Origin of the sequence: Neokomagataea thailandica NBRC 106555 (assembly GCF_001598495.1) — a bacterium.
In the GTDB taxonomy this organism is placed as follows: Bacteria; Pseudomonadota; Alphaproteobacteria; order Acetobacterales; family Acetobacteraceae; genus Gluconobacter; species Gluconobacter thailandicus_A.
Window position 1 is genome coordinate 98,619 of sequence record NZ_BCZB01000008.1, and the last position, 14,031, is coordinate 112,649.

Genomic DNA, 14,031 nt, shown 5'->3' on the forward strand with positions numbered 1-14,031 from the left:
CGTTCTGTATGCTTAACCTTATACTGCACGTTATTGTGACGTGCCATGACAAGACCTTAAATCCTGTTCAGGTTTTTAGAACTGTGTTAAGATGACACATTGCGTAATAATTCGTTGCAAAAAAAGCCCCTCTTGTTCCAAGCTCAAAAGAGACACATATGTTTTTGCAACCTATGGTTTGGTAGCCCGTTTTGGAGCTAATCGAATCATAGTTTCATTCAGTAGGAGTGCATAGCATGACGGATACAACGGCAACGAAGGCTGAAGGTCTGCTTGACGAAGCTAAGGGCAAAGTTAAGGACGCTGTTGGCGGCCTGACGGGCGATGCTAAAACGCAAGCTGAAGGTAAGTTTGAGCAGGTTTCCGGCCTGGCGCAGCAGGAATTCGCTGATCTGTATGATGAAGGTGAGACGAAGCTTGAAGCTGCGACGGCATTTGTGCAGGACCGCCCATTGGTGTCCGTTGTGATTGCGGCTTTTGTCGGTATTTTGATTGGCGCATTGGCTTTTGGACGTAAGGGCTAATCGGCTCCCTGCTTTTGCGCAGAATATGGTAAAAGCCTCTTGGAGTGATCCGGGAGGCTTTTTTTGTGAAGTGGTATTACGCATTTGAGGGGCAGCAAGTTGGCCCGATAACAACAGAACAGCTTAAGTATCTGGCGGGTTCTGGTACGATTACGCCGCAGACGCTGGTATGGCGTCAAGGCTTTGGAGATCAATGGCGCCCTGCGGCTCAGGCGGGGATTATCTTCATGACGAGCCAAGCTGGGTCTGTTGAGCGGAAGCCGGTTCAGGAAACATGGGCATGGGTTTTTGTGCTGGTTCCTTGGCTGTTGAACCAATGTTTTCTTATTCTCTCGGCATGGCAGCATTGGACGCCCGTGCAAGAGGTGAAAGCGTCTCTGCCATTATTGATCATTGTGCTTGGTGTATCCGTATCCGCCTTCATGGCGGATAGGGCCGTGTTGCGTGATGGTGGGTATCGGCCGCCGAGTGGGTGGTGGTGGCTTTTGCCCCCCGGTTACTGTTGGGCACGCTTGCGTCTGGTAGGGCGTGGTAAGGCTTTGTTTTGGGTATGTATTTTGACGTTTCTCATCAGCTTTGGGGTTGGCCTTAACCGTGCCGCGCATAATCCTGCTTATATGAATGCGTCTCACTCTGCGGCGGTGCAGCATGGCGCAGATCATGGTGGTACGGCCGATGATGATGAGCAGGAAAACCTCTAAAGACGTGTGATTCAAAAGCCCTTGACTCATTAAAAAATCATCGAAAGCGAAATTTTCACTTTCCTTTCGATTCGGCATGATTCAAAACGATTCTCGATTCGCACGTATTTGATGAAGGGGCGCGACACGAGAATGCCGGATTATTTGCTAGAAGCTGCCCATGGAGGCGTCGTCGCTGGGGTTGACGAAGTCGGTCGTGGGCCTTTGGCGGGTCCGGTTGTTGCTGCGGCTGTTATTTTTCGGGGTGCGCCCCCTGAAGCGCTCTGCCAGCTCTTGGATGATTCAAAGAAGCTGACAGCGCGCCGCCGTGATGCGGCTTATGCCGCTCTGTGTTCTTCGCCTCAGGTGACGTACGGAGTTGGCGCGGCCTCGGTGACGGAAATCGAAAACATCAACATTTCGAATGCGTGCCATTTGGCGATGCGGCGTGCGGTGGAGCGTTTAGGGCGCATGCCGGATCTCGCATTGGTCGATGGTAAGTACGCGCCAGACATGCCTTGCCCTGTGAAAATGGTTGTGGGGGGGGATGGTATCAGCCTGTCGATTGCGGCGGCGTCCATTCTTGCGAAGGTGGTGCGGGACCGGTTGATGGTGCGTTTGGCGGATCGCTACAGCGTCTATGGCTGGGAGCGTAATGCCGGCTACGGCACTGTGGTCCATAAGGCAGGATTAAGAGAATACGGCGTGACACCGCACCATCGGCGGGGTTTTGCACCAATAAGGGCCATGATTGAGGCCTCACACATGATTTCAGGTAAAGCAGGGGAAGTCGCAGCATGAATAAGAGCCCAGAAGGACGTCCTGTGGATGAAATCATCCGTGGTGAGTGCGTTGAAACGATGCGCGGCTTGGCGGATGGCAGTGTTGACTGCATTTTTGCGGACCCGCCATATAATCTGCAACTGCGTGGTGAGCTGCGCCGCCCGGATGAAACCGTGGTGGATGGCGTGGATGATGCTTGGGACAAATTCTCAGATTATGGGGCTTATGATCAGTTCACGCGCGAATGGTTGAGTGAAGCTCGCCGGGTGATGCATAAGGATGGGACGATCTGGGTGATCGGCTCGTATCATAACATCTTTCGCCTGGGCGCTATTTTGCAGGATCTGGGCTTCTGGATTTTGAACGATATTGTGTGGCGTAAGTCCAACCCGATGCCGAATTTCCGGGGCCGCCGTTTTACAAATGCGCATGAGACGTTGATCTGGGCGGCGCGTAGTCCGCAGAGCCGCTATCGCTTTAATTATCAGGCGATGAAGGCGTTAAATGATGATTTGCAAATGCGTTCTGACTGGTATTTGCCGATTTGCACGGGGCATGAGCGCCTGAAGAATGAGCATGGTTTGAAGCTTCACCCTACGCAAAAGCCTGAGAGCTTGTTGCACCGTGTGCTCGTGGCATCCACGAATTCGGGCGATACGGTTCTAGACCCGTTTTGTGGTAGTGGGACGACGCCTGCTGTAGCCAAGCGTCTTGGGCGTCGTTACATCGGCATTGAGCGTCATCCTGATTATGTAAAAGCCGCGCGTGAGCGTGCGGAGCGTGAAGTGCCGTTGGCGTCTGAGCATTTGGCCGTGACGCCTGCCAAGCGCGATATGCCGCGTGTGCCGTTTGGTAGTTTTGTGGAAACAGGTGTGCTGCCTGCGGGAACGGTTCTGCATGATCGGCAGCAGCGTTTAACGGCAACGGTTGCACCAGATGGTACGCTGGTTTCGGGGAATCAGCGCGGCTCAATCCATAAATTGGGGGCTGCGTTAACGGGGGCGCCGTCCTGTAACGGTTGGACGTTCTGGTATTTTGAACGTGACGGCCAGTGGGAACAGTTGGATCTATTGCGCCAAGAAAGTGCGATGCTGCGCGCAGCGGCGGGGTAAATAATGTGCAGCCCGCTGTTATGCAGCAGGCGCACGGTATCATGCTGATGGGCTGCGCCGATGTGGGACCGCCCTGTTCTTAAAGGTTTTTTGGGCCGGACGTGACGGGGCGATGAGAGCTGTCGTTCCGATGCGGCATGATTTTTCTGGATGGTATAGCGATGCGACGGCATTGTTTGCATATGCGCTTATCGTATCTGTAAGCGCGTGCATTTTGCCTTGCGCTGTTGCGTCATTTTTGATGAGAAGCGCTGAAGCAGGGCATGTTTGATCTCCCTTAATGGGAGCAAACGGAGAAAATGCAGTGCCTGTACCCACCTCAAGAGAGCGTTGTAAGGTACAGGCTTATATTTTAGCGGTGGCCAAAGCCTAAGAAGCCTATGGATGTGTCAGGTGTGCCGCCACGCGTATCATAAGGTGATGCAGGTTGAGCTTTAGCCTTGGCGTTAGGACGGGTCATGGTGGCTGTGCCGCCAATCGTCATATGTGGTGTGCCTGAGCTATCATCTATGCCGCTATCGGACAGGTTCGTGCTGATGCGACCATCGGGGTTATAGGTGCGCATGGAGAGAAGCAGGAACATGATGTCGTTGCGGTTGAGGTCAATCGCCATATCGAGTGGTGTTTGATTAAGGACGTTATGGCCGCCCATATCGGCACCACGGTTCAGTGCTTCTTTGGCCGCATTGAGAGAGCCACGATTGATGGCGTCAAAGAGGGCTGTGGTTGGGTTCACATCCACACGGGCGTGGCCAGCATCTTCGTCAGCGCCATCAGCACCGGGAAGGGCGGAGGGGGGCGCTGCGCGTTTGGCAGCCTTACGGGCCTCCGCCTTTTTGGCAGAATCTTCCGCTTCTTGCTGTGCCTCAGCTTCATCAGCGTCCTGCGCGTGGGCAGAATGCAATGGCACGAGAAGAGCAGGTGTCGTGGCCAAGCAGGCGACGAGCAACAGACGGGAAAAACGGTTCAAAGCACGCATGCTGTGATTATAGGCTAGCTCACGGCTCTGTGCGAGTCTTCCTGTGTAGTAAAGCGTGTCTTTCATGTGTTCTTAACGTCCTTCACGCCACCAACCGAGTCCGAGGCATAGCAGGAAGAGCGGGAGAATGGCCCAGTCTGGGAAAAGTGCTTTGTGTTGGGCGGTTTCGGTATTTGCTTCCATGCGTTGCGGTAGGCGGATGGTGTTTGAATCCGAATCGTAATTATGCGTAGGGGTAAGGCTCAGCGTGGGAATGTTTTGTCCGAGCCAATGTGTTGTACCGCCGGTTATGCGGGAGAGTGGGCCAATTTTTTCGGCTGTGGTGCGTAAGTCTCGGAGTTCGAGGCTGTCATTTTGCGCAGGGCTGGCAAAAGCGGTGAGGCCATCTTGGTGAATGGTCCAGATGCCACTGCCGGTCATGGGGGTATGGCCGCGCCAGACATGGTCCGTCTCTGTCATGGGGAGTGGGAAGCTCTGGCCATTGGGGGGCGTGACCATGGCTTGTGAGGATACACTGGGTTGGCCGATGGAGCGGCGTTCAACAAAGAGGTCATGACCTTCAATATGTGCGGTCAGGCGATTCTCTTCGAGTTCTGGCTCTTTCATGAGCCAATGGGCAAGGCGGCGGAGGAGTTCGGCTTGTGGGCCGCCACCGCCTTCATTGCGGGACCAGAGCCAGAGTTGATCTGAGAGGAGCAGCGCTACGCGGCCTTGATCCACATGATCGAGCAGTAAGAGGGGCGTACCGTTTGGACCGTTCATCAGGTCTTCGCCATGGGTCTCGTCTGCGTGGAGGGCGCGATACCATGGGCCCCAATTGGGAGTGAGCCCTTCGGTTACGGGGTGGAGGTGCCCGAGGGGGGCTAAGCTGGCTTTGAATGCTCCCGTGAGTAGGCCGTTATCGGGGACATGGGCTGGGAGAATTTGGGAGAGGGGTGAATCTTGAAGTGTGCCCGTTTGTACAAATTCAGGGCCAGCAGTGATGAGGAGGCCACCGCCATGGCGAACGTAATTGGCAATGTTCGTGATGTAGCGCTCTGGCAGGATATGTGTGTTGGAGAAGCTGTCTAGAATGATCAGGTCAAAGCTGTTGATCTTGTCTTGGAACAATTCCTTGATGGGAAAGGGGATCAGAGCAAGGTCGGAGAGTGGGGTGTTATCATCACTCGTGGGAGAACGCAGGATGGTGAAGTGGACAAGGTCCACGGACGGGTCTGCTTTGAGTAAGCGCCGCCAGACACGCTCGCTTTGATTAGGTACGCCGGAGACAAGCAGCACGCGCAGCCGGTCTCGGACGCCACGGATGCGCACAACATCACTATTATTGGCTGTTGAGGCTTCACCATCGAGTGGTGGGGTGGAGAGGGCGATGAGTGTTTCACCAGCGCGCTGGATCGGGAAGGTGATGTCTTGTGGGGTGCCGGTTTGGATGGTTTGGGTTTTGGGAGGGGCGTCTCCCATATGGATGGTGAGTGAGGTGCTGGTGTTGTGCGTTGTGCCGAGGTCATCAACCTCAACGCGTATGGTGGCATTTTGCCCAATAATCGCAAAGGGAGGGGCGCTGAGAATACGCAGGCGACGGTCTGTTTCTTCGCCTTTACCTGTGAGGAGCACGTGAAGCGGTAGAGTGTGGCCAGAAGAATCTTTGAAGCGCTCAGGGAGTGTTGTGGGGACGTCGTGGTCCATACCATCCGTCACCATGAGAGCGCCGGCAAAGTGCGCGCTAGGAATGTCGGTTTGTTGAAGGGCTTGGAAGAGCCGCGTGCCGTTATGGCCATCGCCTGTGACGTCAATACGGTGCAGCGTCAGGTTCGGGAGTGTGGCTGCATCGTTTTGGAGATGTTGCGCGGCATTCTGCGCCAGAGTGTTTCGTTCCCCAATGGCCATGGAGGGGGAGTGGTCCACGATAAGAAGGGCGTCTTCTGCGGTGGGATGTGGTGTGAGGTGCTCAATTTGTGGCGTTGCACTCCATAAGAGAAGCACCAGAACAGCGAGGCCGCGCCAAAAAATACCGCGTAATCGGCCGATGATGCCCCAAAGCGTGATGCAGAATGTGCAGGCGGTGAGGGCTAGTAAAAGGCTGGTTGGCAGAAGGGGGGAGAAGCTGATGCTCATATCCATAGTCATGGGGTATCATCTCCGTCTGTATCGTCTGACGGATTATTGGGGGGGACGTTTGAGCCGAGGCGGTGCAGCATTTCGGGGTAATGAGCTTGATCGCTTTTGTAGCTGCCGGTGAGGGCATAGACGATCATGTTGAGGCCGAAGCGATAGGCGATAGTGCGTTGGTCATCGCCGCCGGGGATGGTGGCGTAGGGGTGGTTTCCGGTGTTGTCGATGGCCCATGCATAGGCCCAGCCAGCATTCCCGATGATGACTGGGGAGACGCCGTCATTCGCTTCATCGCCGGTCTGCGCAACGTAAACGGGCTGCCCTGCGATGCGCCCCGGATAGGTGCCGTGCATGAGGTAAAACGTATGGCTCAAGACGTGTTGGTCGTTCAGTTTGGCGAGGGGCGGAACCATCAGGCCGTCCGTGGCGCGTTTGAGTGCGGCACGGATGGCATTGCTGTGGCCGGGGTCAAGGTCTGTGCCTGCGCCGAGTTCATCCATGAGCAGGATTCCGCCATGCTCCATAAAGCTATTGAGTGCTTTGGTGCGGGTTGGGTCTGTTTGAAGATCCGTGGTGATGGGCCAGTAGAGCAAGGGATAAAAGGCGAGGTCATCGCGTCCGGGTTGGACACCAATGGGGGCGCCGAGTAAGGCCGAACTGCGGGTGCTGGTGTAATCTGATAATCCCTGAAGGCCCATGCGGGAGACATTATCAATCTCGGGGTTGCCCGTTTCGATATAAGCGAGGTGGGTTTGTAGCGCGCCTGCGGGGGCGTTGGAGCTTGCGGCCGCGTCATCGGCCTGTGCCGGGATAGCCGTTATTGAACAGAGCGTGAGGACCAATAAAGCGGTGCGGCGGCGGAGTAAGCCCCGGCGGTATAGTGAGAGCAGCATATCGATGATGAGCACACCAAGCCCGGCAAGGAGTGCGAAGGGGGTAAGGGATGTGTGGCGTTGGAGGCCATCGGGTGTGATGGGGGTGCCGAAGAGTGGTGCGGCGCTGAGTGGAGGCGCGTTATCTCCTAAATTGAGGGCATGTGTTCCGTGAATGGGACCATAGAGGCCGGCTGGGTGATGAATGGTCACGGAGGTGTTTGCAATGGTGGCCATGGTGAGAGGTTGTGCGGCGGGTGGCGGGGTGATGAGTGATCCTTGATCATCGAAGGCCCGCCATAAGGGGAGTGTGCCTGTCTCCGCCTGAGGGATGCCGGCGGAGCGGGCGATGAGGCGTTCAAGCATGGAGGGGAACAGTCCCGAGAGGGGGAGGTTGGACCAGTCTGGTGATGCGGTGATGTGAAACAGGATGATTTCGCCATTCCCATAATTATGGGCGGTAACGAGTGGTGTTCCGTCTTTGAGGGCGGCCCAGACATGGTTGTTGAGATCGTCTGTTGGTTGGGCGAGGACTTGTTTGGTTACAGTCACATCCGTGGGGATTGGCAGCCCATAAAAAGGGGATTTGGATGAAAATTCAGCCAGCTCTTGGGGTTTGCCCCATGACATAGGGCCGCCAAGTTGGCGGAGGCCATTCATGAGAGGAACGGCAATGAGTGGATCTGTTGTGTTGCCAGTCGTGTCGCCGTTGTTTTGGTCGGGGCTTTGAGCAGGGGGTTGTGCGGCAAGTCCGGGGCCAGCAAAGCGAATGAGTGTGCCGCCTTGCTTGACCCATGCCAAAACATGTTCACGCGTGCTGTCCCCGCTTAAGGCACCATCCGTGGCGATTAAGACGGATAATGGCGTGGTGGTGAGAGCCGTGCTGGGCACGCTATGGCGCTCGGCCACGCTATCCAAAGCTTGGTTGAGGAAAAAGGCAGAGCCGGTGAGGGGTGTCGCGTCTCCCGGTGTGGGGAGTACGCCAACGGGGCGGCGGTGACCGGTATCGCCCAAGTAATACTGGCCCGCTAAGCCATAATCGCCCTCAAGGGTGAAGTGATCTAATTGGCGGCGGAGTGCCGGGGCAATGGGCAGTGCGGTGTCTGTTTGGGAGGGGAGTGTGACGCTGGTGAGTGTGCCGCCTTGCTGGCTCACCGCGTGGAGCGTGAGTGTGTGCGGGGTACAGCTTTGGGGCTGAAGGATGGAGGCGTGGTGTGTGTGGTCTGCGGTGTTGTGGATTGTGAGAAGGGCGATGTCACATAAGGGCCATCGGAGGTCTGACTGTGTGGCATAGGATGGGATGCTGTGCAGAAGGGCGCGGTCATGTTCTGTGGCGATGCCGTCTGAAATGAATAAAAGGTTTTCGGTTGGGTGTGGCTGTGCGTTGAGGCGCGTGATCAGTGCGGCCCGGTCAATCGGCCAAGGTTGTGGTTGAAGGTGGTGGAGCATGTCGCTCCATTCTTGTGTGGTGTGTGGATGAAAAGGCTGAGGTAAAAAGCCGTCTTCTGTTGGGGCTGAGCGTAAAAATGTCACGCGGTGGTGGTGTAGGAGGGCTGTGCTGCCTGCGGCTTCTGCTGCGTTGATTCGGGCAGCCCAATGGGGCGCTGAAGTCCAGCCATCATCGAGAATAATGGTTAAGTCTTGTGTGTTTTTGAGTGGAGGATGGCCGGGAAGAATTGGGCGCGCTAGTCCGAAGATGATGAGTGCGACGGCGAAAAGACGCAGTAGAAAAAGCCATAATGGAGAGCGGGCGGCATCCTGATGGTTGGGGTGTAAGCGTTCCAAAATCATGAGTGATGGAAAGCGCTGTAGACGTGGTGCGGGTGGGGTGGCGCGGATGAGCCACCACAGCGCAGGGAGTGCGAGAAGGCCAAGGAAGAGCGCCGGGGCGAGGAAAATCATGGTCTGCCCTCAAGGGCTGAGTGGAGAGCAAGGAGCGCGGGGAGAGGGTTTTCATCTGTTTTATGCAGGATGAATGGTGCGCGTAGAGCGGTGGCGTGGTGTTGTAGCGTGGTAAGATGGGCGGTCATCATGTGGTGGTAAGTATGGCTGAGGCTTTCAAGCGCGGGCAAAGTAAGGGAGCCGCCTTCTAGGCTCTCAAAGCGGATGCGGCCTTGTTCTTGAAGGTGCTGTTCAGCCGGGTCCAGAATGCAGAGGAAAGCAAGGCGTCCTGCGGAGTGGGCGTGCTCGTCACACCAGTGTTTGAACTGTGTTTCGTCCCATAGGAAGTCACTTATAATGAGGAGTGCGGCACCATGTGGGGCTGTGTGTACGTCTGGCAATGTGCTTTGGGGTGTGGTGGTGAGGAGTGTGCTTGCAATATGTGGGAGAGCCGTATGGCTGGAGTAACTGCGGCCAGTTGCATGTCCCGTGAGGGGTGTAACGCGCTCTCCGCCTTTGAGGGCGGCACCTGCAAGGGCAAGGGCGCAAAGATGTGCGCGCTCGGCCTTGGTGGGGAGTGTTGGATGTGAGCGCCAAGCCATTGAGGCGGAAGGGTCACACCATAGGGCGAGATGATGGGGGGTATCCTGTTCACGCTCACGGACCCAAAAAGTATTATCCGTTGTGCTGCGGGCCGATTGCCGCCAGTCAATAGCGGATGCGGGTTCCCCTTGGTGGTAGGGACGGAACTGCCAGAAATTATCGCCTGCTCCGCTCCGCCTGCGGCCGTGCTGGCCAGCGTCTAAACTTTGGGCGAGGTTTAGCGCTGCCAGAAGCAAGGCTTCTAATGCTGTTTGTGCGCTGTCATCGGCGTGTGCGTGCTGGCCAGTCTGGGGCGTTGCGCGCGCTGTCTGAATATGAGGCGCGCGCATGATGCGACTGAACTGTTGGCGCAGAGCGGACAGGCTAAAGCGGGAGGGGGGCGGTTGCGTCACGATATGATCTGGCGTTGCGTTTTAGAGAACCGTTTCAACTTGGCGGCGGATGAGGGCGTTGACGTCTGTACCGCGTGCACGGGCACTGAAATCGAGGCCAATACGATGGGCTAAGATGGGCTCTGCCAAGGCTGCAATGTCATCGAGGCTGGGGGACAGGCGACCGGTCAGGAGGGCGCGTGCGCGGGTGGCAATCATGAGAGCTTGTGCTGCGCGTGGGCCGGGGCCGTATGCGATGGCGTTGCGGATATCTGTGTTGGCCGCGGCGTCTTCTGGGCGAAGGCTGCGTGTTAAGGCGAGAATAGCATCCACAATGCGTTCACCGACGGGGAGTTGGCGGACAAGTCTTTGGGCCGCGATGAGGTCAGCTTGTGAGAGAAGTGGCTGTGCTTCTTTCGGTGTGCTGCCCGTTGTCTGGAGCAGCATTTGGCGCTCAGCCTCGCGTGGGGGATAGTCCAGTGTGATGCGGAGCATGAAGCGGTCAAGCTGTGCTTCGGGCAGAGGGTATGTGCCTTCTTGTTCAATGGGGTTTTGTGTGGCGAGGACGTGGAACGGCTTGGGGAGCGGGTAATCTTTGCCCGCTTGTGTGACGCGGTGTTCTGCCATGGCTTGCAGCAGGGCAGATTGGGTACGGGGGCTGGCGCGGTTGATTTCATCCGCGAGGACTAATTGCCCGAAGATGGGGCCGGGGAGGAAGCGGAAGTTACGCCGTCCCTCTGCATCCTGTTCCAAAACCTCTGCCCCGGTAATGTCAGAAGGCATGAGATCGGGGGTGAATTGGATGCGGCTGGCGTCCAAGCTCAGGACGCGTGAGGTCGTATTGACCAAAAGGGTCTTGCCGAGGCCGGGCGCACCCATCAAAAGGGCGTGACCACCGGAGAGGATCGTGATGAGCACCTGCTCAATGACCGCCTCTTGACCGAGGACAATGTCACCAATCGCTGCTTGTGTTGCAGCAAGGCGTGGTGCCAATGCTTCAGCGTATTGGGAGATGTGGGCGGTATCCGGCGTAGTCGCCGTGTGAGAAGAGACGTTCATTGCAGAGGGGACATCGTTCTGTTCGCGCATCTCGCTAGTGTGACAGGTGTGGGGGTTTCATCAAGGCTCGATTGTACCCAAGTTGGGGTTAGAGAGAATTTTTTAAGGATGATCGGAGGAAAAATTGAACGGAAACGGCAGTTTTGAGCATCCGGTTGCTGCTGAGTTGGGGTGTATGACGTCAGAAAATGCTCCGCAGGGAGCGCATGTGCGGCGTTTACCGTTTTTGATCCGTCGGGATGGGGCGTGGCTTTACCGTGGTTCCCCCGTGACGCGTAAGGCGATGGTGTGTTTGTTCGCCTCAATGTTGGTACGGGATGCAGAGGGCCAGTACATACTGCGCAATCCGATGGAGGAAGGGGTGATTGAGGTGGAAGACGCTCCCTTCATCATCACGCAGCTTGATTTCAAAGGGTGTTGTGGGCGGCAACAGACATTATGCATGCGCACGAATATGGATGAAGTGATCTGTATTGGGCCAGAACACCCCATTACGTGTGATTGGGACCGGCCTACGGCGGAATGTGCGGCTGTGCCTTATGTCCATGTGCGTGATGGTGAAGGCGCGTATCCTTTGCAGGCGCGGATTAGCAGGTCTGTCTATTTTGAGTTGGCCGCTTTGGCAGTGCCGGGGCATGTGAATGGGCAGTCATGTCTTGGTGTTTGGAGCCGGGATCAATTTTTCCCATTATCGCGTTCCTGACCGGAACGTATAGAAGCGTGTGTATGAAGCACGTGAGTACAACACAGCGAGGTGGTGCGTGGTGACAACAAAGCGGGAAGCGGCGGGGTTATTATCGGCATTACCGCAGGATACGGGGCGGGATGGCTTGGCGCGGATTTGGTCCGTTCTGCCAGAGGCGCGTTTGGTTGGTGGGTGTGTCAGGGACTTATTGTGCGGGCGGGCGCTGCATGATTTTGACCTTGCTGCACCAGAAGCTCCTGATGTTGTCCTGCGGATTTTGAAGCAGGCAGGTATTCGTGTTGTACCAACAGGGCTTGAGCATGGAACTGTAACGGCAGTTGTGAGCCGTGTGCCGTATGAAATCACGACGTTGCGGCGCGATGCACAGACGGATGGGCGGCATGCTGTTGTCGAATGGACGTCTGATTGGGCGGAGGATGCCGCGCGGCGTGACTTTACGATCAATGCGATGTCGCTCGACCAACATGATTGTTTGCATGATTATTTTGGCGGACAGGAAGATCTAACCGCCGGGCGTGTGCGGTTTGTGGGGGATGCAGGGCAGCGTATTGAAGAGGATGCTTTGCGCGCCCTGCGGTTCTTTCGTTTTGAAGCCCGATATGGTGCGGGGGTGCCCGATCATGCGGCTCTGACGGCTATTACGGAACGAGCTTCTTTGGTTGCGTCTTTGTCCGTTGAGCGTGTTGCGTCTGAGTTGCTGCGTATTATGGCAGGGCCAGAGGTGGTGCGGATTATTCGTCTGATGCATGAGGCCGGGGTATGGGCACAGTGTGGCCCTGCGGAGGGTGCTGGCTTTGACGTGTTGACGGGCGTTACCTGTTTAGAGGGCTTGTTGAGGAGTGGTGCGCCAGCACAGGCGTTGTTGCGCTTGCGTGCTTTATGCGGGGAGTGGAGCGAAGTCTTGGCCCGACACCTCAAGCTCTCCAATGCGGAGAAAGAGCACCTCAAGCTCTTGGGCGAATCGTCACCTGATCTGCTGCCAACAATGGATGATGATGCTGTGCGTCGTGCGCGTTTTGTCCAAGATATGACAGTTTTGCTGGAGCGGAGTTGGCTGCTGCAAGCGCAGTGTCTGGGCTCAGTTTCGGCGGAGTGGGATGGGTTACGGAAGCGTTTGGCGGATATGCCTCAACCGGTTTTCCCACTTTCTGGGCGGGATGCGCGTGAGGCTGGGATTGAACCGGGGCCGAGTATGGGGGTGTGGCTACGTACTGGTCAGGCGTGGTGGCTGGAGCAGGGATGTCGTCCGGATCGGGATGCGTGTTTGGTTTATTTGCGCACGAAGGCGTGAAGCGATTTCACCCTTTGGCCAAGGCCTGCTAAATAGGCGCTTATGAATGCAAAATCAGCGCTTGATACGAATAGTCAGCTTTTAATTCGCCGCATTTGGCGGGATGAAATGCGGCACCATAAACGGCAGATCTGTGCGGTTTTGGTGTTGACGGTTTTGATGGCAGGGCTGACGGCCTTGTATCCGGTGGTCATTAAGCGTGCGGTGGATATGTTCGCGGCACATGACCCGCGCATCTTGTACCAAGTTCCCGCGCTGGTGGTGTTGGTCACAGGTCTGAAAGCGGCCTCCCAGTACGGGCAGACGGTGGCGGTACAGAGTTTAATTTTGACCGTTATTCGTGGCCTTCAGGCGCGGATGTTCGCGCATACTTTGCAGACGGATATTGCGCGTATTGAACGTGATGCTCCCGCACAATGGGCAACACGCTTTACGACGGATGCAATTTCTATTCGTGAAGCGATGGTGCGTGCCGTGAATGCGCTGGGTGATGGTGTGACCGTCGTGGGTTTGGTCGCGGCGATGATCTGGGCAGACTGGGAATTAAGCCTGATTGCGTTGGTTTTGTACCCTATTGCTGTGGTTCCGATTCAGAAGCTAGGTAAGCGCATCCGTCGGGCATCGGGCGGGATGCAAGAGCAAATCGGCGCGACGTCTGCCTTGCTGAATGAGAGCTTTGCTTTGGCGCGTCAGGTGCGGATTTACCGCATGGAAGAGCGTGAACAAGCGCGAGTGGATCAGTCTCTCTCCTTGTTACATATGGCGTTTTTGCAGATTGCTAAGGGCCGTGCACGTGTTGATCCAGTGTTGGAAGTGCTGGGTGATACGGCGGTTGCTGTGGTGCTTGGTTTTGCTGGGTGGCGCGCGGCGATGGGCGGAGCCACGCTGGGCGATTTTACAGCGTTTATTACGGCATTATTGACGGCGGCGCGGCCTATTCGTGCTTTAGGGTCGCTCAATACGGCTTTGCAGGAAGGGCTGGCAGGGTTGGCGCGGACCTTTGCGGTGATTGATGAGCCACCGGCTGTGTCTGAGCGTGTGAATGCGCTGTCTGTCCT

General features: G+C 56.4%; 12 protein-coding genes. 7 read left to right on the forward strand and 5 right to left on the reverse strand.

Annotation, left to right across the window (positions count from 1 at the left end; genetic code table 11):
* The first annotated feature begins 236 nt into the window (after window positions 1-236).
* From NTH01S_RS04080 to NTH01S_RS04095, 4 genes are all read left to right on the forward strand, one after another.
* Window positions 237-524: a CsbD family protein gene (locus NTH01S_RS04080; RefSeq protein WP_068169813.1), complete on the forward strand. Its 288-nt coding sequence runs from the start codon at window positions 237-239 to the stop codon at window positions 522-524.
* Window positions 525-589: 65 nt separating this feature from the next.
* Window positions 590-1,225 (forward strand): DUF4339 domain-containing protein, encoded by a 636-nt coding sequence (locus NTH01S_RS04085; RefSeq protein WP_169802039.1) that lies wholly within the window; start codon window positions 590-592, stop codon window positions 1,223-1,225.
* 132 nt (window positions 1,226-1,357) lie between these two features.
* Window positions 1,358-2,005, forward strand: a complete 648-nt coding sequence (locus NTH01S_RS04090; RefSeq protein ID WP_068169817.1) for a ribonuclease HII — start codon at window positions 1,358-1,360, stop codon at window positions 2,003-2,005.
* Window positions 2,002-3,099, forward strand: coding sequence for a site-specific DNA-methyltransferase (locus NTH01S_RS04095; RefSeq protein WP_068169820.1), 1,098 nt, complete (start codon window positions 2,002-2,004; stop codon window positions 3,097-3,099). The genes NTH01S_RS04090 and NTH01S_RS04095 overlap by 4 nt, the downstream gene beginning before the upstream one ends.
* A gap of 352 nt (window positions 3,100-3,451) precedes the next feature.
* On the opposite strand, the gene NTH01S_RS04100 is transcribed toward NTH01S_RS04095, so the two are convergent.
* From NTH01S_RS04100 to NTH01S_RS04120, 5 genes are all read right to left on the reverse strand, one after another.
* Window positions 3,452-4,078 (reverse strand): ankyrin repeat domain-containing protein, encoded by a 627-nt coding sequence (locus NTH01S_RS04100; protein WP_068169875.1) that lies wholly within the window; start codon window positions 4,076-4,078, stop codon window positions 3,452-3,454.
* 72 nt (window positions 4,079-4,150) lie between these two features.
* The gene (locus NTH01S_RS04105) at window positions 4,151-6,193 is read right to left on the reverse strand and encodes a hypothetical protein (RefSeq protein ID WP_068169878.1); all 2,043 of its coding nucleotides are present in this window, start codon (window positions 6,191-6,193) and stop codon (window positions 4,151-4,153) included.
* A gap of 8 nt (window positions 6,194-6,201) precedes the next feature.
* Entirely contained in the window at window positions 6,202-8,964 is a 2,763-nt protein-coding gene (locus NTH01S_RS04110; RefSeq protein WP_068169822.1) for a DUF4159 domain-containing protein, read from the reverse strand.
* Window positions 8,961-9,938 carry a DUF58 domain-containing protein gene (locus tag NTH01S_RS04115; RefSeq protein ID WP_245642141.1) on the reverse strand — a complete coding sequence of 326 codons (978 nt, stop codon included), beginning with the start codon at window positions 9,936-9,938 and terminating at the stop codon, window positions 8,961-8,963. The genes NTH01S_RS04110 and NTH01S_RS04115 overlap by 4 nt, the downstream gene beginning before the upstream one ends.
* Window positions 9,939-9,959: 21 nt before the next feature.
* The gene (locus tag NTH01S_RS04120) at window positions 9,960-10,976 is read right to left on the reverse strand and encodes an AAA family ATPase (RefSeq protein ID WP_068169884.1); all 1,017 of its coding nucleotides are present in this window, start codon (window positions 10,974-10,976) and stop codon (window positions 9,960-9,962) included.
* A 175-nt stretch (window positions 10,977-11,151) separates the two neighbouring features.
* Between NTH01S_RS04120 and NTH01S_RS04125 the strand changes: the two genes are divergently transcribed.
* The 3 genes from NTH01S_RS04125 to NTH01S_RS04135 all read left to right on the forward strand — a co-directional run.
* Window positions 11,152-11,679: a DUF1285 domain-containing protein gene (locus NTH01S_RS04125; protein ID WP_084366957.1), complete on the forward strand. Its 528-nt coding sequence runs from the start codon at window positions 11,152-11,154 to the stop codon at window positions 11,677-11,679.
* Window positions 11,680-11,740: 61 nt separating this feature from the next.
* Window positions 11,741-12,973, forward strand: coding sequence for a CCA tRNA nucleotidyltransferase (locus NTH01S_RS04130; protein ID WP_068169826.1), 1,233 nt, complete (start codon window positions 11,741-11,743; stop codon window positions 12,971-12,973).
* A 42-nt stretch (window positions 12,974-13,015) separates the two neighbouring features.
* Window positions 13,016-14,031 (forward strand): ABC transporter permease (locus NTH01S_RS04135; RefSeq protein ID WP_245642143.1); only part of this gene is annotated, 1,016 nt, incomplete at its 3' end.

Coding starts and splice junctions, on each gene's coding strand:
- NTH01S_RS04100 (WP_068169875.1), bottom strand. CDS start 4,078: ATGCGTGCTTTGAACCGTTTTTCCCGTCTGTTGCTCGTCGCCTGCTTG.
- NTH01S_RS04095 (WP_068169820.1), top strand. CDS start 2,002: ATGAATAAGAGCCCAGAAGGACGTCCTGTGGATGAAATCATCCGTGGT.
- NTH01S_RS04080 (WP_068169813.1), top strand. CDS start 237: ATGACGGATACAACGGCAACGAAGGCTGAAGGTCTGCTTGACGAAGCT.
- NTH01S_RS04110 (WP_068169822.1), bottom strand. CDS start 8,964: ATGATTTTCCTCGCCCCGGCGCTCTTCCTTGGCCTTCTCGCACTCCCT.
- NTH01S_RS04120 (WP_068169884.1), bottom strand. CDS start 10,976: ATGAACGTCTCTTCTCACACGGCGACTACGCCGGATACCGCCCACATC.
- NTH01S_RS04090 (WP_068169817.1), top strand. CDS start 1,358: ATGCCGGATTATTTGCTAGAAGCTGCCCATGGAGGCGTCGTCGCTGGG.
- NTH01S_RS04105 (WP_068169878.1), bottom strand. CDS start 6,193: ATGAGCATCAGCTTCTCCCCCCTTCTGCCAACCAGCCTTTTACTAGCC.
- NTH01S_RS04125 (WP_084366957.1), top strand. CDS start 11,152: ATGACGTCAGAAAATGCTCCGCAGGGAGCGCATGTGCGGCGTTTACCG.